At 60.6% G+C, this 20,210-nt stretch carries 20 protein-coding genes; 5 read left to right on the top strand and 15 right to left on the bottom strand.

What is annotated here, in order from left to right; translation table 11 throughout:
- Positions 1 to 59 precede the first annotated feature (59 nt).
- The gene (locus tag PQR62_RS12960) at positions 60 to 365 is read left to right on the top strand and encodes a hypothetical protein (protein WP_408158360.1); all 306 of its coding nucleotides are present in this window, start codon (positions 60 to 62) and stop codon (positions 363 to 365) included.
- 83 nt (positions 366 to 448) lie between these two features.
- On the opposite strand, the gene PQR62_RS12955 is transcribed toward PQR62_RS12960, so the two are convergent.
- The 7 genes from PQR62_RS12955 to PQR62_RS12925 form a co-directional block, all read right to left on the bottom strand.
- The gene (locus PQR62_RS12955; protein ID WP_408158359.1) at positions 449 to 670 is read right to left on the bottom strand and encodes a hypothetical protein; all 222 of its coding nucleotides are present in this window, start codon (positions 668 to 670) and stop codon (positions 449 to 451) included.
- A 180-nt stretch (positions 671 to 850) separates the two neighbouring features.
- A complete protein-coding gene (locus tag PQR62_RS12950) occupies positions 851 to 1,255 on the bottom strand; it encodes a hypothetical protein (RefSeq protein WP_408158358.1) in 405 nt (134 codons plus the stop codon).
- Positions 1,256 to 1,465: 210 nt separating this feature from the next.
- Positions 1,466 to 2,320, bottom strand: coding sequence for an alpha/beta hydrolase (locus tag PQR62_RS12945; protein WP_408158357.1), 855 nt, complete (start codon positions 2,318 to 2,320; stop codon positions 1,466 to 1,468).
- The gene (locus PQR62_RS12940) at positions 2,317 to 3,630 is read right to left on the bottom strand and encodes an MASE1 domain-containing protein (protein WP_408158356.1); all 1,314 of its coding nucleotides are present in this window, start codon (positions 3,628 to 3,630) and stop codon (positions 2,317 to 2,319) included. The genes PQR62_RS12945 and PQR62_RS12940 overlap by 4 nt, the downstream gene beginning before the upstream one ends.
- A gap of 322 nt (positions 3,631 to 3,952) precedes the next feature.
- On the bottom strand, positions 3,953 to 4,858 hold the full coding sequence (gene nadC / locus PQR62_RS12935) for a carboxylating nicotinate-nucleotide diphosphorylase (RefSeq protein ID WP_408158355.1): 906 nt from the start codon (positions 4,856 to 4,858) through the stop codon (positions 3,953 to 3,955).
- Positions 4,855 to 5,994: a quinolinate synthase NadA gene (gene nadA, locus PQR62_RS12930; protein WP_408158354.1), complete on the bottom strand. Its 1,140-nt coding sequence runs from the start codon at positions 5,992 to 5,994 to the stop codon at positions 4,855 to 4,857. The genes nadC and nadA overlap by 4 nt, the downstream gene beginning before the upstream one ends.
- A gap of 23 nt (positions 5,995 to 6,017) precedes the next feature.
- Complete coding sequence (locus PQR62_RS12925; RefSeq protein WP_408158353.1) at positions 6,018 to 7,616, bottom strand: ABC-F family ATPase; 1,599 nt, start codon at positions 7,614 to 7,616, stop codon at positions 6,018 to 6,020.
- A 307-nt stretch (positions 7,617 to 7,923) separates the two neighbouring features.
- Between PQR62_RS12925 and PQR62_RS12920 the strand changes: the two genes are divergently transcribed.
- On the top strand, positions 7,924 to 8,538 hold the full coding sequence (locus PQR62_RS12920; protein WP_408158352.1) for a DUF1439 domain-containing protein: 615 nt from the start codon (positions 7,924 to 7,926) through the stop codon (positions 8,536 to 8,538).
- Positions 8,539 to 8,625: 87 nt separating this feature from the next.
- Here PQR62_RS12920 and ldcA read toward each other — a convergent pair whose 3' ends face one another.
- The 4 genes from ldcA to queE form a co-directional block, all read right to left on the bottom strand.
- Complete coding sequence (ldcA, locus tag PQR62_RS12915; RefSeq protein WP_408158548.1) at positions 8,626 to 9,648, bottom strand: muramoyltetrapeptide carboxypeptidase; 1,023 nt, start codon at positions 9,646 to 9,648, stop codon at positions 8,626 to 8,628.
- A 16-nt stretch (positions 9,649 to 9,664) separates the two neighbouring features.
- Positions 9,665 to 10,258 carry a tRNA adenosine(34) deaminase TadA gene (gene tadA, locus PQR62_RS12910; protein ID WP_408158351.1) on the bottom strand — a complete coding sequence of 198 codons (594 nt, stop codon included), beginning with the start codon at positions 10,256 to 10,258 and terminating at the stop codon, positions 9,665 to 9,667.
- Between the two features lie 7 nt (positions 10,259 to 10,265).
- The gene (queD, locus tag PQR62_RS12905; protein ID WP_408158350.1) at positions 10,266 to 10,712 is read right to left on the bottom strand and encodes a 6-carboxytetrahydropterin synthase QueD; all 447 of its coding nucleotides are present in this window, start codon (positions 10,710 to 10,712) and stop codon (positions 10,266 to 10,268) included.
- Between the two features lie 138 nt (positions 10,713 to 10,850).
- Positions 10,851 to 11,486: a 7-carboxy-7-deazaguanine synthase gene (gene queE, locus PQR62_RS12900; protein WP_408158349.1), complete on the bottom strand. Its 636-nt coding sequence runs from the start codon at positions 11,484 to 11,486 to the stop codon at positions 10,851 to 10,853.
- Between the two features lie 566 nt (positions 11,487 to 12,052).
- On the opposite strand from queE, the gene PQR62_RS12895 reads away from it, so the two are divergent.
- Positions 12,053 to 12,202, top strand: coding sequence for a hypothetical protein (locus tag PQR62_RS12895; RefSeq protein ID WP_408158348.1), 150 nt, complete (start codon positions 12,053 to 12,055; stop codon positions 12,200 to 12,202).
- A 279-nt stretch (positions 12,203 to 12,481) separates the two neighbouring features.
- Here the strand turns inward: PQR62_RS12895 and PQR62_RS12890 are convergent, their stop codons facing one another.
- The 4 genes from PQR62_RS12890 to PQR62_RS12875 form a co-directional block, all read right to left on the bottom strand.
- Complete coding sequence (locus PQR62_RS12890; protein WP_408158347.1) at positions 12,482 to 13,219, bottom strand: type 1 glutamine amidotransferase; 738 nt, start codon at positions 13,217 to 13,219, stop codon at positions 12,482 to 12,484.
- Positions 13,220 to 13,674: 455 nt separating this feature from the next.
- The gene (locus tag PQR62_RS12885; RefSeq protein WP_408158547.1) at positions 13,675 to 15,708 is read right to left on the bottom strand and encodes a MacB family efflux pump subunit; all 2,034 of its coding nucleotides are present in this window, start codon (positions 15,706 to 15,708) and stop codon (positions 13,675 to 13,677) included.
- Between the two features lie 5 nt (positions 15,709 to 15,713).
- Complete coding sequence (locus tag PQR62_RS12880) at positions 15,714 to 17,003, bottom strand: efflux RND transporter periplasmic adaptor subunit (protein WP_408158346.1); 1,290 nt, start codon at positions 17,001 to 17,003, stop codon at positions 15,714 to 15,716.
- On the bottom strand, positions 17,003 to 17,740 hold the full coding sequence (locus PQR62_RS12875) for a hypothetical protein (protein WP_408158345.1): 738 nt from the start codon (positions 17,738 to 17,740) through the stop codon (positions 17,003 to 17,005). Before PQR62_RS12875 ends, PQR62_RS12880 begins: the two co-directional genes overlap by 1 nt.
- A 722-nt stretch (positions 17,741 to 18,462) precedes the next feature.
- Here PQR62_RS12875 and PQR62_RS12870 point away from each other — a divergent pair.
- Both PQR62_RS12870 and PQR62_RS12865 read left to right on the top strand, forming a co-directional pair.
- A complete protein-coding gene (locus PQR62_RS12870) occupies positions 18,463 to 19,035 on the top strand; it encodes a TetR/AcrR family transcriptional regulator (protein ID WP_408158344.1) in 573 nt (190 codons plus the stop codon).
- 295 nt (positions 19,036 to 19,330) lie between these two features.
- Positions 19,331 to 20,191 (top strand): oxidoreductase, encoded by an 861-nt coding sequence (locus PQR62_RS12865; RefSeq protein WP_408158343.1) that lies wholly within the window; start codon positions 19,331 to 19,333, stop codon positions 20,189 to 20,191.
- The last annotated feature ends 19 nt before the right edge of the window (positions 20,192 to 20,210 follow it).

Raw genomic sequence — 20,210 nt, 5'->3', positions numbered from 1 at the left:
TTCTTGCGAACTGGCTGATGCGCAGCATCAGCCAGGTGTTTGACTGAGCGCCAGGAGAATTGCCGATACTGCGCTGCGAACTGCATATCGAACTACGTATGGCGGCCCGCATTTTTCTGATCTTGCTCAGCCGGGTGTGCGTCGCTCTGCTCACCGGCCTGCATCTGTTTTTCCTGGTCCCGCCGGCTAATGCCCGGCCGCTGAAACGGGCCGCCTTGTTGTTGGACTGGAGGGTGACTCTCTGGCTCCGGCCGAGTGGGCTTTGCCGGCGGACCGGACTGGTCTTGCTCAGCCATGTGTACTTCCTTGAACACGGTCGTTTTAAATCATCATCGGGTCTGGCCGCGATCTCCGCCGCAGCATGAACGCGAATGCGGTTTGCCGAATTCCTGCAAGGAACACGCAGCGCGTCCGGCAAGAATTCAGGCAAGGCAACCGGATCAGTGACTCAGCTGTTTCTGCTGCCGGATCGACGGCCGCTGGTGGAAGGTTTGCCGCTCAGATATTTCTGCGCCGGCCCCTTGATGACGGGACGCCCGACCGGGCCTTTCTGTTCATGTGCGCCGTTACGGCCGGGCACGGCTTGAGCGCCCTTGCTGTCTTCTTTCGGCTGCTTGGCGTCTGCGGCTTTGGGGACGGCTGATTTATTGTTTGGCTTGACGTCCGACATCTGAATACCTCTGAGAATCTGGTCGAAGTGATGCGCCCGCGGATTTGACCCTGACCTCCGCAGGCGAGACCCGATAGTGTGCTGATGCATCCCGGATAGATGTAGGCGCAACCCGCATATCTGCGTGGTCGGAACGGATGCGATCTGAGCTGTCAGGGGAAGCATTTACGGCCAATGCGCCTACGCGGCGCCCTGGAGCTTACATACCTCGGCGAACTCAGTTGCCCGCATGGCCCCGGGAATCATCACCGCTGCGGCAGGGAGTAATGGCGGCGTAACCGGGAGATGGGTAAAAGCAGCAAGCCGGGGTACGAAGATGGCGTGATATCCACCGCCCGGCAGATCCGGGTCGCTCAGCTCATCGAAGAAATCAAGCGCGTCCAGCAACGCCAGCAGCTTGAAGAACTCGCCCGAACCACTGGTGCCGATAACGCGGTAGATTTCACCCTGCTCGTTGCGAATGGCGATCAGCAAGGGCATCTGGCGGGCAATGCGCAACGCGCCCGAGCGCAAACGCATTTTGATGACGAGACCGCTATCGAAACTGCTTGTGCCTACACCGGACACCAGCGCTGTTTTGCTCATCAATTCCCCTGCCGCGTGAGTTGAGATCGGGATCTGAAAATCAGATCTGCATGCATTCAGGCTCACGCTAGCATGTTGAACATGCAGCATCTGTTCGCCAACGCTCATAGCGGTAACGGCAGACTGTCTCAGCACCGGGAAGGCTTATCCCGGTCGCTTACACGGGGGGGCAAATTGACATCTGGCAAGAATAATCAGAAAAGTCAGGCTTCATTCCAGTCCTTCGACCTCGCTGCCCTCGCCGCCGGCTTCATCGGCCGGACGCCGGGCTCTGCGTTCACGACTGCGCACGGGCATAGGCGGAAAGCCGAAAAATTCCAGCACGCTGTTGGCGACCTGCTCACGGTCATTGTCGACACAGATCATGTGATAGCTGTTTTCCAGCACCACGGTGCGGGCGTCGGCCATGGTCGCCTGCAAGAATTCGGCCGAGCGCAGGCTGGTCAGCTCATCCTCGCGCGCGTGCACGATCAGGGTCGGCGCCTTGATCACGGCGGCGGCGCGACGCGCCCACGCGCGCAGCCGATCAACCTGGCGGATGCAGATCATCGGCACCCAGCGGTAATGGAAATTGTCGCCGCGCTCGAACTTGGCCTTGACCACTGCGCGCACCAGCGAATTCTTGATGCCGAAGGGCTCGCCCTCCTCTACCTTCATGCGGGTGCCGACGCCGGGAACGTAATACAACAGCGCACGCAGCGGCGCGTACCAGGGCGTGGACCAGCCGTCGATGTAGATCGGCGGCGCCAGCGTCACCAGCTTGCCTTGCGCCGCACTGTGCTGCACGCGCTCGCACAGCGCCAGGGCAACCAGCGCGCCCATGCACATGCCCATGATGTGCAGCTGATCGTATTGCGGCTGCAGCGTGCGGTATTGCTCGACCATGGCATCCAGCCATTGCTCGGCGCGCACCGGGATCAAATCTTCCGGCTGCGTGCCGTGTCCCGGCAAGGTGATGGCATGGGTCTCGATGCCGGCGCGCTTGAGCGCCTTATGCATGATGCCGAGATCGTATTGGGTGCCGCCCAGACCATGTATCAATAAGGCTCCGACGCGCGTGCTCATGCTTCGCTCCGCGTCGCGCCGGCCTCCACGGCATTGAAATGCCAGGCGCCGGCGACGATGGTCAGCTTGTCATCCGGGTCCAGCAGGCTGCGGCTCATGTCGGTCACCATGCTGACCTGGCCCGGCGGGAGCTGCAGCCGGAAATGCATCGCTTCGCGCACGTCGTCGCTGGTATCGTCCAGCCAGCGTTGGCGCAGGCGTTCCTGATCCATGGGATGGACGTGCGCCAGCACCTGATCCAGCGTCGCGACCTTGTCATGCGGTACGCCGAGCAAGCCCTGGACATCGCCGTTCCAGGCCACCGTCCGATGATCGGGGTCGATGCTGAACACCAGCTGGCCGCTGATGCTGAGCGCCAGTTCAACCTCGTTCTTCCACTGGTCGGCGGCTTCGTGCGCCTCTTCACGCGTACTCTTGAGCGCACTGATCAGTAACGACAATAGCGCCGCCACCGCCAGATACACTTGCAGTTCCAGCAAGGCATTGCTGGAATGCAGCTGCACCAGTTCCGCGAACGGCCCCTTGCCCAGCGAGTTGTAGATAAAGGCTATCAGCGCCAGCGCCGCCACCGACAGCGAGCCGCCGCGTCCGCCCCACAACAAGGTCACCAGCGCGATGAAGAACAGGGGCAGATAGGTGGTGGAAAAATTGATGTCGAATACGACGCGATCAATCTCGCTGTCGAAGGCCACGTAACTTGTCACCAGTACGCCGGCGAAAGCCAGCAAGCCGAGAATGAATTCAGTGCGCGCAATGCCGCCCGAGCGCGTGGCGCGAAACTGCGACCAGCCGGCAATCACCGGTACCACGATGAGGATGCCGACCAGATCCGACGACGACCACACACGCAGCGTCGGCCAGAACGGCGCATCTTGCGCCAGGTTGAACCAGATCGCTCCGGTCAGTCCGCTCACTACGCTGGCGCCGACGCCTATCATCAGCAGACCGCGCAGAAAATACAGTCCCTGCATGGGAAACGGCGCGCGCCGCACCAGCCACACGACCACCGCAGTAACGCCCACTTCATTGAGCGACAGCAAGGCCATGCGCCACAGCTCGCGCTGCTCCAGCCAGCCCAGCAGCAGCTGCGCCGCGAAAAATCCAAGCAGCAAGGGCCCCCAGCGCACGGTGCGCGTCAGCAGCAAGGCGCTGACGGCGATGCCGGCCGGCAGCCACAGATAACCGGTTGCGACAAAGGAGCCGTTGAGCGCATGGGACAGGTAACCGAAACCGAAGTAGCACAGCGCCCACACTAGTGGCGCGGCAAAACCGGCCAGGGAACTGGATGGATCACGTCTTTGCTGATTCAAAATTGAACTCCCCGCGCGAGGCTGAGGCCTCACGATTTATTGTTTGCTTAGTGCGGATCATCATCGACCGCGGTCGGCGTTTGCGGCTATACGACTATCGTTACCGATGCCGGACCAACTACTTTTTACCCCAGCGGTCTTCACCGCCGCCCACTGAAATGCAGCCTGCCGCGCTCATGCGGCCAGCCTGCATTTTAGCAGCGCCGTTAGGCCGTGAAGCGGACTTGTCGCAAGCAGCGATTCAAAGACGAGCGAGACAAGCGCACGCAAAAAGGCCCGCATACAGCGGGCCTTTAGAATGCAGATTGCCGCTACAGCGCCATCACTCCACTACACGCAGCGAATAATCGGTGGCGCGAATATCCTTGGTCAGGCTGCCGATGGAGATGCGGTCGACGCCGGTTTCGGCGATGGCGCGCACGGTATCCATGTTGATGCCGCCCGACGCTTCCAGCAAAGCGCTGCCGGCGGTCAGCCTGACTGCGTCCCGCATCAGCTCGGGGCTGAAGTTGTCGAGCAGAACGGAAGTGGCGCCGACGGCCAGCGCTTCTTTCAGTTGCGCGAGATTTTCGACTTCGACCTGAATCGTCACGCCGGCATTGAGCTTGATGGCGGCGGTGACGGCCGCCGTGATGCCGCCCGCCGCGGCGATGTGGTTTTCCTTGATCAGGATGCCGTCATACAGCGCCAGGCGCTGGTTCAGGCCACCGCCGACGCGTACCGCGTATTTCTGCGCCAGTCGCAGACCGGGCATGGTCTTGCGCGTATCGAGAATGCGCGCATTGGTGTCCTTCACCAGATCCACGTAACGCCGTGTTGCGGTCGCCACGCCGGACAGCAATTGCAGGAAATTCAAGGCGCCGCGTTCGGCCGTCAGCAATGCGCGCGCCGGACCTTCGATGCGGCAGACTTCGGTGTCGGGCTGCATCAGATCGCCTTCGGCGTAGCTCCAGCTGACGTGCAGACGCGGATCAAGCCGGGTCATGACTGCCTCGAACCAGGGCGCGCCGCACAGCACGGCCTGCTCGCGCACGATGACGCGGGCGGTAACGAATTCGTTTTCCGGCACCAGCAGGCCGGTGTAGTCGCAATTGCCGACGTCTTCCGCGATTGCCAGATTGACGTTGGCGTCGAAAGCGGCATGCAGCGCCGCATCGAAAGGCGCGTACGGATTGTTCAGACTGCTGGTGGTTTTGATGGTGCTGACTGAGGCGACATTGGTGCTCATGCTGGACCGATTCCTGCAAACAGTTTTTGTTCGTCTTCGAGTTTGGCCGACGGCCGCACCTTGGCTTTTTTCTGCGCGGCGAAATCCAGCATGCGGTCGATACAGACCACTGCCTTCTTGCCGATCGCAGGATCAACGTGAATCTCGTTACTGCCGGTTTCCAGCACTTGCAACAGGTTCTGCAAACCGTTCATGGCCATCCACGGGCAGTGCGCACAACTCTTGCAGGTGGCGCTGTTGCCGGCAGTCGGGGCATCGATGAAAATCTTGTCCGGCGCCGCCATGCGCATCTTGTGCAGGATGCCGTTGTCGGTGGCGACGATGAATTCTCTGGCATCCAGGGTGCGCACCGCGTCGATCAGTTGCGAAGTGGAGCCGATCACGTCGGCTTGCGCCACCACTGCTTCCGGCGATTCCGGATGCACCAGAACCTTGGCGTGCGGATGTTCCTGCCGCATCAGTTCCAGTTCGGCGCCCTTGAACTCGTCATGCACCAGGCAGGAACCCTGCCACAGCAGCATGTCGGCGCCGGTCTGCTTCTGGATGTAGCTGCCCAGATGCTTGTCGGGCGCCCACAGGATTTTCTTGCCTTGCTCATGCAGGTGCTTGACGATGTCGAGTCCGATCGAGGACGTCACCATCCAGTCGGCGCGCGCTTTGACGGCAGCGCTGGTGTTGGCGTAGACCACCACCGTGCGATCCGGATGGGCATCGCAAAACGCCGCGAATTCATCCGTCGGGCAACCCAGATCGAGCGAACATGTGGCGTCCAGATCGGGCATCAGAATGCGTTTTTCCGGGCTCAGAATCTTGGCGGTCTCACCCATGAAGCGCACGCCGGCAACCACCAGGGTCTGCGCTGCATGATCGCGGCCGAAGCGCGCCATCTCCAGCGAGTCCGACACGCAACCGCCGGTTTCTTCAGCCAGATCCTGCAGGTCGGCGTCGACATAGTAATGCGCCACCAGCACCGCTTGTTTTTCCTTCAGCAGCTGACGGATGCGCGCCTTGAGCGATTCGCGCTCCGTTGCCGTCGGCGTGGCCGGTACCTTGGCCCACGCATTGGCTGTGCAACTGCTGCCTGTCTCCATCTGCGGCCGTTCAAATTCGACGACCTTCATTGCGGTAGCTTGCATGGCTATTAAACAGCTTTCAAAGTTTACTCAATGCCCTGGCTGGCCAGGTAGTCCTCATAGGTGCCCTGGAAGTCCACCACGCCGTCTTCCTTCACTTCCAGAATACGGGTGGCCAGCGAGGACACAAATTCGCGATCGTGCGAAACGAAGATCAGGGTGCCGGCATATTTATCAAGCGCAATATTGAGCGACTCGATCGATTCCATGTCCATGTGATTGGTCGGCTCGTCCATCAGCAGCACGTTGTGACGACCCAGCATCAGCTTGCCGTACATCATGCGCCCCTTTTCACCGCCGGACAGCACCTGCACCGACTTCTTGACGTCGTCGCCGGAGAACAGCAGACGGCCCAGAATCGAGCGTACCGCCTGATCGTCGTCGCCTTCCTGCGTCCACATGCCCATCCAGTCGGTCAGGGTTTCGCCCTTGGCGAATTCCTCGGTCGGATCCTGCGGCATGTAACCGACGTTGGCGTTTTCCGCCCATTTCACCAGACCGCTGTCGGCTTGCAGACCGGCGACATCGCCGCCGATACAACGCAACAGCGTGGTCTTGCCGACGCCGTTGGCGCCGATGATGGCGATGCGTTCGCCGGCTTCAACCATGATGCTGAAGTTCTTGAAGATAGGACGATCATAGGTCTTGCTGATGCCTTGCGTTTCCACCGCCAGACGATGCAGCTTCTTCTCGCCGTCGAAACGCACGAAAGGATTGGCGCGGCTCGATGGCTTGATGTCTTCGACCTTGATCTTGTCGATCTGCTTGGCGCGCGATGTCGCCTGGCGCGCCTTGGATTTGTTGGCCGAAAAGCGGCGTACGAAGTCTTGCAGTTCCGCGACCTTTTCCTTGGCCTTGGCATTCACCGACAATTGCTGCGCACGCGCTTGCGAAGACGCCAGCATGTATTCGTCGTAATTGCCCGGATAGACCTTCAGCGTGCCGTAGTCCATGTCGGCCATGTGCGTACAGACCTGATTGAGGAAGTGGCGATCGTGGGAAATGATGATCATGGTGGAATTGCGCTCATTGAGCATGTCTTCCAGCCAGCGAATGGTGTTGATGTCGAGGTTATTGGTCGGCTCGTCGAGCAGCAGGATATCGGGATTGGAGAACAGCGCCTGCGCCAGCAGCACGCGCAGCTTCCAGCCCGGCGCGACGTTGCTCATCGGGCCCTGGTGCTGTTCGATCGACACGCCCACACCCAGCAAGAGTTCGCCGGCGCGCGCTTCGGCGGTGTAGCCGTCGTACTCGGCGAACTTGGCTTCGAGATCGGCCGCCTTCATGTAGTCGTCGTCGGTGGCATCCGGATTGGCGTAGATCGCATCGCGCTCAGACATCGCCGCCCACATTTCAGTGTGGCCCATCAGCACCACATCCAGCACGCGCATTTCTTCGTAGGCGAACTGATCCTGGCGCAGCTTGCCGAGACGCTCATTGGTGTCCAGGCTGACGTTGCCGCCGGATGGCTCGAGATCGCCGCCGAGGATTTTCATGAAGGTCGACTTGCCGCAACCGTTGGCGCCGATCAGGCCATAGCGATTGCCATCGCCGAACTTGACGGAAATGTTTTCAAACAACGGCTTGGGGCCGAACTGCATGGTGATATTTGCTGTGGATAGCACTACACAAAACCTTTACTAGAATTGAAAGCCGAAAGCCCGCCAGGCGAGCCCGAAACGAGAGATTTTACCATTGCGCGTCAAGTCCGGCGCGGTTGCGCGGCACGAAGCTGCCGGCGCGACAAATATTTCTGCGCAGCAATCAAAGGCCTGGTGCGATGCAGATGCGCCGGAATCGCTGCGCCGGATCAAGTACACTGCCGGGCGCCCACGTTCACGCGACGCCAGCGTCCTGGATGTGCATCGCAGGAATCTTTGCAGCTCAGCCGCTTCTAAGCGCTTTGCCGCCGTTCAGACCAGAAGGACAAGAATGAAATTTGCCAAGAGTTGCTTCCGTATTCCTCCATTGCAAGCCGGGCGTCACTGGCGCAAAGGTATTGCCCGGCTGTGCGCGGTGCTCGCGCTGAGCGGCGCCGCCGGCCTCAGCCAGGCCGCCTATAACGTCTGGACCAGCGAGTACACCGTCAGCAAGCAGGAACTGCAGAGCGCGATTGCGCCGCAGTTTCCGCGCAAGATGCGCTACATGGACATCTTCGACGTCACGCTCAGCAACCCGCGCCTGGCCATGGATGAAGCGCGCAATCGTCTGACCACCGTAGTCGATGCGCAAATCGACAACAAGCTCATCCTGCAAAGACCGATCAACAGCGTGCTGACCCTGAGCAGCGCCTTCAGATACGATGCGCCGACGCGTTCGGTGCGACTCGATTCGCCCGCCGTGGAAAAGGTGGAGGTGGCCGACGTGCCGCCGCAATACGGCCAGCAGCTGAACACACTGGCAAATCAGGCGGCGCAGCAGTTTCTGAAGGATTACACCATCTATACCTTCCAGCCCGAGCAATTGCAGATGAACGGCAAACGCTTCGAACCGGGCAAGATTACCGTACAAAAAGACGGCGTGAAGGTCGAGATCAAGGAAATGTGATCTGTCCTCCTTGCATGGGGACGAAAAAAACGCGCCGGCAAGGCGCGTTTTTCATTTCTGTCCACGTCATCAGACCGATCCTGCTTATCACCTCAGCACCGGATAGCCGCTCATCTCCAGACTGAAACCATCTGCGCCGGTGCTGCGCAGCTCGGCATGCGAGCCGACCGCCAGCGTGCCCAGATCGGGCACATGGCCGAAGGGCAAGCCGGTCATCAGCGGCGTGCGCAGACGGCTGCGCAGAAATGCCAGCATGGCGCCGAAGTCGTAGCCGTTGTCGATGGCCGGCGCCAGCCGGTAGCCGGAAAAATCCCCCAGCACGATGGCCTTCTGCTGCTGCAGCACGCCGGCATATTCCAGTTGCAGCAGCATGCGTTCGACGCGGAAGGGATGCTCGTTGACGTCTTCCAGAAACAGGATGCCGCCCTCGATTTGCGGAAAATACGGCGTGCCGAGCAAATGCGTGACCATCGCCAGATTGCCGCCCCACAAGGTGCCGCTGCAATTCAGTGCGGGATTGTGCGCATCCGGCGCGCTATCGCCGCAGGAGGGGGTGCCGTCAGCCAGCTGCGGGCGGCTGTGGATGCTGCTGCGCGGCTGCGTCAGCGTCTGCCAGAAACCGCGCAAGGTGCCGGCATTGAGCGTAAGGCCGCCGAAGTCGCCGTTGAGCATGGGCCCGGCAAAACTGACGGCGCCGGTTTTCGCCAGCAGGGCCAGATGCAGGGCCGTGATGTCGCTGTAGCCGACCAGCGGTTTGCCGCTGGCGGCCAGCAGCTCGAAATCGATCATCGGCAGAATGCGCGACACGCCGTAGGAGCCGCGCAAGGCCAGCAGCACATCGACTTCAGGATCGCGCGCAGCTTCATGCAAGTGCGCCACACGCGCCTCATCGGTCGCGCCAAAACGCTGGTAACGCTGTTCCGGCTGATAGAAATTCCTGACCGTGCAACCCATGGCCTGCAGCAAGGCGACGCCGCGTTCGACATTGGCCTGATCCGGCGCACCGCCGCCCGGCGCGACCACCGCCACGCAGGTGCCGACCGGGATCAGCGCAGCGATCTGCTGCAGTTCGGCGGCGGACAAGCCGCCGGTTTCAGGCGGGAGGGACATATCGTTCATGGATGCCTCAGTCATCGATTGGATTCTGCTCAGCACTTGCCGCTGCAGCCTGCAGCCGCTTCAGCCTGAGCTGCTCGCGCCGTTCAGCGAAGAAGGCCTTGAGCAGATCGCCGCATTCCTGCGCCAGCACGCCGCCCTGCACCTGAGTATGGTGATTCAGTTGCTCCTGTGCGAACAGGTTCAGTACCGAGCCGCAAGCGCCCGTCTTGGGGTCGGTCGCGCCGAAGACCACGCGCGCCAGCCGCGCATGCATCATGGCGCCGGAACACATCACACAAGGCTCCAGCGTGACGTACAGCTCGCAGCCCGGCAGACGATAATTGCCGAGCTTTTCGGCGGCGGCGCGCAAGGCCATGATTTCGGCATGCGCACTGGGATCGTGGCGGCCGATGGGCTGATTGAAACCGCTGGCGATGATCTCGCCGTCCCTGACCACCACGGCGCCGACCGGCACCTCGCCCAGCGCTCTGGCATGCGCGGCCTGCTCCAGCGCCGCCTGCATGAACCCCAGGTCCTGCCGATCGCGCAAATCGGCGGCGCTGACGACCGGCGTCTGCACCTCGCTTGAGGTGGGGGTGGAGGTAGGCAGGGAAAGCGTCATGCCGTCATCAGTCCGCAGTGATTTCAGCCCAGCAATTCGGGGTTTCGTGCAGCACCAGTTTTTGCAGATGCAGACCAGTGCCGTAATGATCCTTGTACGCCGCCTTGAGAATGTCGAAGGCAGTGCGCGCCAGATTTTCCACGGTAGGGATACGGTCAATGATCACGGTCTTGTGATCCGGCAGGCTGGCCAGGAAGTTACGTACCGGCGTGTCCTTTTCGTAGACCAGAAAAGCATGATCCCAGACATCCACCAGATGCTGTTTGGCCAGCGTCTTGATATCCGAAAAGTCCATGATCATGCCGTTGTCGGAGCTGCCTTCGACCTCGATCACTGCGCCCACCAGCGTGATTTCCAGTGTATAGCGATGGCCGTGCAGATTGCGGCACTGGCTTTTGTGGTCGGGGATGCGGTGGCCGGCATCGAATTCGAGTTTGCGGGTGATCGTCAGCATGGACTGGGTGTGATGAATGATTTCTTGAAAATACTAAACAGGATTCTGGACGGAACATGCCGCCAGCAAGGATTGTAATCAATCGCCGCCCGGCGCAGTGCGGGCGGATCAGATTGGCGTTGCCGTAACGGACCGGGATCAGGGAATCTGCAGCAGCTTGTGGGTCTGGATGCTGAGCTTCCACTTGGGATTGTTCTTTACCATCTCGATCGCCATTCTGGTGTTGCGCACAGCATCGGGGCCATCCATCGGTTGCAGCAAAAAGTGCTCGAAATCCAGTTGTTCGTACTCGTTCAGCGGCTGGCCGGCCTGCGGCACCACCACCTTGAGTTCGCTGCCTTTGAACACCTTCAGCTCGGAACCCATCTTGGGGCTGACGCAGATCCAGTCGACGCCGGCCGGCACCGGAATTGTGCCATTGGTCTCGATCGCGATCTCAAATCCGACCGCATGCATGGCCGCGATCAGCGCATCATCAAGCTGCAGCAGCGGCTCGCCGCCGGTAAACACCACGTACTTGCTGGGTGCATAAGTGGCCGGCCACAGGCTGTCGATCACCGCTGCCAGTTCCTGCGGCGTCTTGAACTTGCCGCCGCCGTCGCCGTTGGTGCCGATGAAATCGGTATCGCAGAACTGGCAGATCGCCTTACTGCGATCTTCTTCGCGCCCGGTCCACAGGTTGCAGCCGCTGAAGCGGCAGAATACGGCAGGACGGCCGGCGTGCGTGCCCTCGCCTTGCAAGGTGTAGAACATTTCTTTGATGCTGTAAGTCACGGTAGTCGGGCGCGGGCGAAGCGCAAAAACAGTATAGGGATGGCTGTGACGGCAATGGATATCAGCGAATCACGTGGCCAGAAGGCAGTGCAAATGATTCAAGTTGCTGATATTTCTGGGAATTTTGCCGCAAGCAAGGGCGCTATTATAGCCGCGCCCGACCTCTTGCGTCGGCGGCGGTGTTGCTTTTGCGGCGGCATGGCGCGCGTTTTTTGCCGAGCGAGCTTGTCGGCCGCATCGTTTTATTTCTCGCAGAACAACTATTCTGTCTGCACATCTTGAGGAACTCGCCACGCAGGCGCAACAAAATAGGCGACTGCTGTTCACGCCTGCGACCGTGCGCGCCCTCAAAAAACCCTGCCGCCATGTGATGTTGATCGGCCTCTGATTTCAAGCCGGTGGTAGCGCGTATTGCTGACCGGCCGGCAACAGCTCTGCTCCAGGCCGTCGCATTCATATTTCAATTGCAACCTGGGACATAGCAGCTGAAATCCAGCGCTAACGCATGAAGATCAAGATGCCTCCATACCGAACTTGTTGTTCGGCCTCAACCCAAGGAGAACACCATGCGTATCCACCTCGCTTTCTTTGCCATCATCGCCGGCTTATTCGTCACATCGGGCGCCTGCGCCGCCGACATGGTTACGCCGGCTTCCATCGATTGGGATCTCTGGGGGGAGTGGTTGCGTGAAGCTGTTCGCATGCCGATCGGCTGACAATTAAATGCCGCCACTCAGATGGCGTAGCAGGCTCTCTCGCGGCAAAGTTTCGGCGGCGTTGAATTCCGGCAAGGAATGGGTCGGGCAATCGCGCAGTTCCTCGCCCGATTGCTGACGTCGAATGCTTCGACTCTACGCCCGGAAACGGCCGCATACAGCGTTGAAATACAAGATGCCCGATGCGATGCATCCGGCATCATTGTTGCAGCAAGCTATTTGGGGAGTGAACCTGGCGAAGGCAAACTTCTGGCAACCGGCGCATCGGATTATCGCTGCTCACGCATACGAGGATGCAGCGCTCAGTGCGACAAAGACCGGCCTGTCCAACTGTCGGGTCCAGGCATGGTAAGTTTGCTCCGCGATCAAGTGCAATGCTTGGATGCGCTCATGCAATCCCTTCAAAATTTGCATCTCGCTTTGAACCGCAGGTCCATGCGCGCGACGGAGTTCGGCGCGCCCCGCTGCACACCAATTTGTGACGCTTGCCTCGGTCACTTCCAGGTGTCCCTGGAATGCCCAATGGCGACCGCGGAGGAAACCTTTGTTCAGGCAATGACTGCCGTACATCGTACGGGTGGCGCCGGCGGGGATGTCAAAAGTGTCATAGTGCCAGTTGAAGATCGTCACCTGTCTGGGCAAGCCCATACGCTGCTGCGCGTGCGGTGTGACCCATATCGGGCTCCAGCCGATATTCGCACAGATATTGCGGCTGACTTTTGCTCCCATGGCCCGCGCCAGCATCTGCGCGCCAAAACAGTGCCCGAGAATCGGAACGTCACGCCTGATGGCATCTTGCAGCAATGCCTGCTCATCTTCGATCCACGGCAAAGTTTCATTGACACAGTGGTCGCTGCCCAACACGACAATGCCACCAAATTTGCTTGCATCGACTGGAGCGTTTCCATCCGACGCAGGAGAAATGAGTCGATAGGGAAGGCTGTTTTTATCCAAATGGTCGAGCAATACGCCCGGCCCTTGTGTTGATTCGTGTTGAAGAATAGCGATCGGCCTCATGGAGTCGCGGCTTGCATGTACAAGCCCGTAGTGACGGAGACGCCAATCTAGAATCTTCGGCATAAAAACCGGATTCTATTTGATGTGATTTACGTAAAAAACGCGTAAAAAACCTCATTCGAAGAGAGTGAAATTACGCCGACTTCTGGCCGACTGCGGTCTTTCAGGTCGCGGCACCCTGAGGACAAATTCAGAGGAGAAAGCTGAGCGCTCCCTCGGCTGCTTAAAATTCAAGCACAACGCTGCAAGGCAGATGGGATATGGGGATGCAAATGGCGAGCCAGGCTTATCCACAAGCTTACTCACAAAATAAGGGGACAAGTCGCCACTCGTTACCGAGTGGCCTAAGCCGTCTGCCCTTTCCGCCCCTCGCTCCTTCGCGCCCTCTCCTCTGCTGCCTCAGGCCCGGGCCAAAGCGGCAATTTCATCCAATCAAGCAGGCATCGATTCGGCAATCACTCCGAAGTCAAGGCCGCCACCGGATCCAGTTGCGCCGCCTTCTTGGCCGGCATGTAACCAAACAGCAGTCCGGTCGCCACCGAGCAACCAAAAGCGGTCAGGATCGAGGTCAGCGAAAAGATCACCGGCGCGCCGGCCACGATCAGCAGCAGGCCGATCAGCAGACCGGCGATCACGCCGATGCTGCCGCCGACTACCGTTACCAGCACCGCCTCGGTCAGAAACTGGCGCAGGATGTCGCGCTGACGGGCGCCGGTCGCCAGCCGGATGCCGATTTCGCGGGTGCGTTCGCGCACCGTCATCAGCATCACGTTCATCACGCCGATGCCGCCCACCAGCAACGAGACCGCCGCCACCAGACTCAGCATCAGGGTCATGGTGTCGCGCGTCTTGGCTTCGGCGGCGATCGAGGCGGCGGCATTGCCGACGCCGAAATCGCGGATGCCGTGACGTTCCAGCAGCAGCGCTTCAAGCTGCTTCTGGGTCTCGGCGATGGCGCCGACGTCGGCCACCGCCAGCACTGTATAGGTCGGCTCGCGCTGGCCGAACAGCTTCACACCCGCAGTGCTGAAGGGCATGATCAGCAGATTGTCTTCATCGCGCTCGCCGGTCAGCGCGCCCTTCTCGCTCATCACGCCGACCACCTGAATCGGCACATTGCCGATCAGCACCACCTGCCCGATCGGATCTTCCACGCCCGGCATCAGATCGCGCGCCAGCTTGTGCCCGAGCACTGCGACCGATGCCAGTTCGCGCTCATCGGATTCGGAGAAAAAGGCACCGCGCGCCAGCGGCCAGTTCTGGATTTTCGGCAAAGCCGAACCGGTGCCGCGCACGTAAGTCTGGATGTCCTGATTGCCGTAACGCACCACCTTGTTGCCGGTGACGTTGGGCAGCACGTGCACGATGTTGGGAATCTCGCTCACCGCTTCCAGATCCTGCAGCGTGATGCTGCGTCCGGGAATGCGCGAGCTCTCGCCGATCGAGGCCATGTACATCAGGTTGGAGCCGAAGGCGCCGAGCTGCGCCACCACCTGCTGCCGCGTACCCAGACCGATGGCCAGCATCACGATCACCGATGCCACACCGATGATGATGCCCAGCAGCGTCAGCCCGGTGCGAAAACGATTGATCCACATCACGCGCCATGCAGCACGCGCGGCTTCGCGCAATTCGCCCAGCAGCAGGCGCGGACTGTCTTCTCCCGCCACTTCCAGACTGGTCGCCAGATCGGGCATGGGAGCGACCGTCTTTGTCTCGCCGTCCCTTTGCTGCGCAAGCTGATGCTGATACTGCCGCCGGCCATCCGGATCGCTGTCGCCGACTACCTGCCCGTCCAGCACTTCGATCACGCGCCGCGCCTGCGCCGCGACATTGCGGTCGTGGGTGATCAGGATGATGGTGTGACCGGCGTCGGCCAGCTCGTTGAGCAGCTTCATGACTTCGGCGCCGCTGCTGCTGTCGAGCGCCCCGGTCGGCTCATCGGCCAGAATGATGCGACCGCCGTTCATCAGCGCGCGCGCAATCGATACGCGCTGCTGCTGGCCGCCGGACAATTGATGCGGCCGGTGATCCAGCCGCTCGCTCAATCCCAGCCGGGTCAGCAAGGCTTCTGCGCGCTGTCGTCTTTCCTGCTCGGGCATGCCGGAATAGATGGCCGGCACTTCGACGTTTTCGCAAGACGATTCGGTCGGGATCAGGTGATAGCCCTGAAACACGAAACCGAAAGCTTCGCGCCGCAACCAGGCCAGCTGGTCGGCATCGAAGCCGGATACATCGCGGCCGTTGAAACGGTATTGGCCGGCGCTGGGCCGATCGAGACAACCGAGCAGATTCATCAGCGTCGACTTGCCGGAACCGGAGGCGCCGACGATGGCCACGAACTCGCCGCCATGAATATTGAGGCTGATGCCGCGCAGCACGTCGACTGCCGGCGGGCCGCCCTGATCAACGTCATGCCCGCCGTAGGATTTGCGAATCGCGTCCAGTGCGACCAGCGGTACACGCTGCCCCACGACATCCAGCTTCACGCTGCTCAAAGCTGGAACCTCTTGACGCCGCTGGCGTTGCTGCGCTCGCCGGTGACCAGCAGATCGCCTTCTTCCAAGCCGCTCAGCACTTCACCGCTGACGCGATTACGCACGCCGATTTCGATTTCCCGCACCTGCGGCTTGCCGTTGGCCGCCAATACACGCGCACGATAGCGCTGCGTTTTTGGACGCGCATGCGGAGCCGCTTGTACCGGCGGCATCGGCTTCGCCGCAGCGCCGTCTGCGCTTGTATGCACAGGGACCGGGACATCCACCGGAATCGCCGTCAATGCCGCCAGCGGCGCCGTCACCACGCCGTGCGCCGCGGCCGAAACGAAGTTGACCTGCGCCGTCATGAGCGGCATCAGTTCACCATCGGTATTGTCGATGTCGAACAAGGCTGTATACAGGATCACCTTGTTGGATGATGGCGCCAGCGCGGTGTCCGCGCTCTTGCCTTCCGGCGAAGGCGGCGCCGGCAACAGTTGGCGCACCTTGCTGTGCCAGCGGCGCTGATCGCCGCCCAGCGTGGTGAAGTACACCGGCATGCCGCCGCGCACGCGCCGCACATCGGCTTCCGACACTTCGGTCCACACCGTCATGGTGGACAGATCGGCGAGCCGCAGAATGGTCGGCGTCTGGTACGTCGCGTTCAGAGTCTGGCCTTCACGCGCGTCGACCGAGACCACCGTGCCGGCCATCGATGCATAGATACGCGTGTAGCCCAGACGCACTTCGTCGGCCTGCACGGTGGCGGAGGTCTGTGCGATCTGCGCCTTCAGGTTTTCAATCCTGGCGGCGGCCGACGCCAGCGCCGCCTCGGCAATCTGAACATCCTCCGTGCGCGTGGCCTGTCCCGCATCCAGCGCGCGCTGACGCGCCGCCTGTTGCGAGGCCAGCAAATGCTGCGCCTGCTGATCCGCCAGCTGGGCACGCAGGCCGCTCAGCGATGCGCGTCCTGCATCCACGATCGCCTTCTGCACGTTGGCATCGATCTCCACCAGCAACTGACCTTTTTCCACGGCGTCGCCGGGCTGCACATGCAGCCGCAGCACCATGCCCGACACCTGCGCGCCGACATCCACATAGCGGCGCGGCTGCAGCTTGCCGACCGCGGCCACATTGGCCTCGACATCGCCACGCACTATCTTTACCGTGTCGTAGGAAATCGCCGGCCGCGTCATCCACCACGCGGCGCCGGCCAGGGCCGCCAGCACGGCCAACAGCGCCAGCCTGCGTGGATTTTTCCAGAATGGCTTGTCCGCCCCCGGCTTCCTCCCGCCCCCGCCCGCCATCAGCGCGCGACCTCGAAACTCAATGTCGCCACGTGACGTACGTCCTCATATTGTTTGCCATCGATGGTCACTGTGCCATTAATGCGTGCGGTCACTTCCATCACATACAGACCGGGGAACGGGGTTTCCATGGTGACGGTGCCGTCGGCGCCCGGCTTGAGCACGCGACGCCAGCCTTCGGAGGTCTCGACATTCACTTGCGAAGCGGCGACCGCATTGCCCTTCCACATCAGTTTGAAGGTATTGCCGCCGGGGGTGGTCGGCACCAGCTCCAGATCGTTGACAGCCTTGGTTTCGGCACGGCCATAGCGCGCCTGATAGATCACCAGTGCATTCTTGCCGCCTTCCTTCACGCTCACCTGGCGCGCGCTGAACCGCAGATCGCCGGCGACCCTGGCAGCGTCGATCTGCAAGTGATCCGGCTGCGGCGTGAGCGGCAGGCTGTTGCTCTCAGGCGCGGCGGCATCCGCCGGAAACGCACGCGGCATGTCGATCTGCGGCAATGCGCGGTCGGGCTTCTCCAGTTCGCCGGAGAAAACCTTGAAGGCGCCCTTGGCTGCAGCATCTTTTTCCAGCCACAGATAGTTGGCGTAGGCCGGGTTGGCCAGCGCCAGTGTCGCCGCCACGGCCACGGCCGAGAACAGATGCTTGCGCGGCTGCGCCTGATCTTCGCCTGTGCTTGCTTGCGCTGCCGGCGCAGGTTTGTCTGCGCTGTATTTCAGTTTGGGAAATTTCATGAGGTGCTCCGATGTTCAATTGGATAGGTCGAATAAAGCTGCCGGCGCGATGGCGCACAGACGAAGACGACACCTCTGCCCGCCTTGAGGCGGAGCAAGTATCGTCGTGGCTGCGGAAGAACAATTCGGTGCGCTGGCTGCGAAAAAGGCCGGAGCCGGCTACTCAGACACCGGGCCATTCGACGCTCGGGAAACAAGCGGCAGGAGCGGTGTCATCATCAGCATCGCTGACGCTGCCGGACATCCGATGGTGTAGCGCATGCGCCGGCAAATCCGGCGATAGTCCGGCTTGTCTTGTTGAGGTTCCACTTGCGAATTCATGCAGTTCCTGTCTGACAGGCCTCCGGATGCCGGAACCTCGCCAATATCAAGGTGATTTTCAGCACGCGCGAAGCTGTTTTCGGCTCACTTCTGCGCACAGATCACAAATAAGAATTATTCTTATTTGATTATATCTGATGATGCTTAAAAACCGAAGTTTTCATAGACAAAAATAGGTAATTTTCTGGATCAATTTCTTCATCTGCGTTTACTTGTTTTCACGTTGCCCGCTTGTCGCCGCTCGTCCTCTGCGATTCAGACAAGTCCGCAAGTCGCGCGCTGCATTACGCTCGCCCTTTATGCACCGGAGCACTTCGCTGCAAAAACTCCTTGCCTTCTTCTCTCTTTGAATTAATAATGAGTGCTTACTCATTCATTATTTAATTCAGGCAGCAATATCCATGGCCCGCCCCAAAAGTGAAGACAAGCGCAATGCCATTCTGACCGCCGCCGTTACGGTGATGGCCGAGTTCGGGCCCGCCGCGTCGACCGCCAGGATCGCCAAGGCGGCAGGCGTGGCCGAAGGCAGCCTGTTCACCTACTTCGCGACCAAGGATGAGTTGATGAATCAGCTCTATCTGGAGATCAAGAGCGACCTGCGTGAAGCGCTGCTGGACGAGGAAGTGGCGCGCGCCGCCACGCCCAAACAAGCCATACGCCTGGCCTGGCATCGCTATGTGAACTGGGGTGTCGTCAATGCCGAGAAATGCAAGGTGCTGGCGCAGCTGAGCGTGGCCGAATGCATCACCGACGCGACCCGGGCCGAAGGCTCGCAAGCCTTCGGCGACCTGGTCGGACTGCTGCAGCATTGCATCAAGAATCCGGCTCTGTTGGCAGAGCCTTGCGGTTTTGCCGGCGCCATCATGGGTGCACTGGCCGATGCCACGATGGACTTCATGCGGCGCTATCCGGCGCAAGCCGAGTTCTACTGCGAGAACGGCTTCGAGGCATTCTGGAAGGCGCTGGGGAAGTAAGCTCAGACAACATCAGCATCTGAAATCGCCGCCACGGTGGCCACGCCCGTTGAGCTGAATTCAGATTGCTAACGAAGGACTGCGACTGCGCTGCACACACTGCTGCATCATCGGAGTATGAGGACATCAGACACGGCAGCCATATCCCGCATTATTCATGCAGCTTGTTTTTGGCATTTAATGAGTGATTACTCGCTCATACCTTATTTACGACCGATGCACCGGTCGATTATCCAAAGCGCAGCAGCGACCTGCTTCACGGCGCTGCGCAATCAAACCTGAAAGGATCAGCATCATGTCAAAAGTATGGTTGGTTACCGGCAGCGCGTCCGGACTGGGGCGCGACATCGCCGAAGCGGCGCTCGCCCATGGCGATTCGGTGGTCGCCACTGCGCGCAAGCCCGAACTGCTCGATGAGCTGGCACAGCAATACGGCGACCGCATTCTGCCGCTGGCGCTGGATGTCACAGATGCATCTGCAGCACGCAGCGCCGTGGAAAAATCAATCGAGGCCTTCGGGCGCATCGATGTACTCATCAACAACGCCGGCTATGGCCAGATGCTGCCTTTCGAACAGATGCCGGATGAGGATTTCAGCGCCCAGATCGATGCCAATTTCTACGGCGTGGTGCATCTCACGCGCGCGGTTCTGCCGGCCATGCGCGCGCAGCGTTCCGGACACATCATCAATGTATCGTCGGTCGGTGGTCGTATCGGCACGCCGGGCATGAGTGCCTATCAGGCCGCGAAGTGGGCGGTCGGCGGCTTTACCGAAGTGCTGGCAATGGAAACTGCGCCGCTCGGCATCAAGATCTGTGCCATCGAGCCGGGCGGCATGCGCACCAACTGGGCGGTGCGTGCACGCGCCGACATGCCGCAGGTGATGCCGGACTATCAGGAATCGGTCGGCAAGATGGCCGATCTGATCAAGGACTACGCCGGCAAAGAAGCGGGCGATCCGCGCCGCGTCGCGCAAGTGGTACTGGGTCTGGCTTATCACCCGCAACCGCCGATGCATCTGCTGCTGGGCACGGACGCTCTGCACTATTTCGATATGATCGACCGGCAACGTATCGCCGATGCCGAACGCTGGAAGGCGGTGACGGCAACCACGGTCTTCGGCGACACGCCGCTGGCTGAATTGCCGGGCGCATGATGCCGCAAGAACTCAATCG

The organism is Herbaspirillum lusitanum, from assembly GCF_046025995.1.
GTDB lineage: Bacteria > Pseudomonadota > Gammaproteobacteria > Burkholderiales > Burkholderiaceae_D > Herbaspirillum > Herbaspirillum lusitanum_A.
This window is presented reverse-complemented; position numbering and strand designations above follow the sequence as displayed.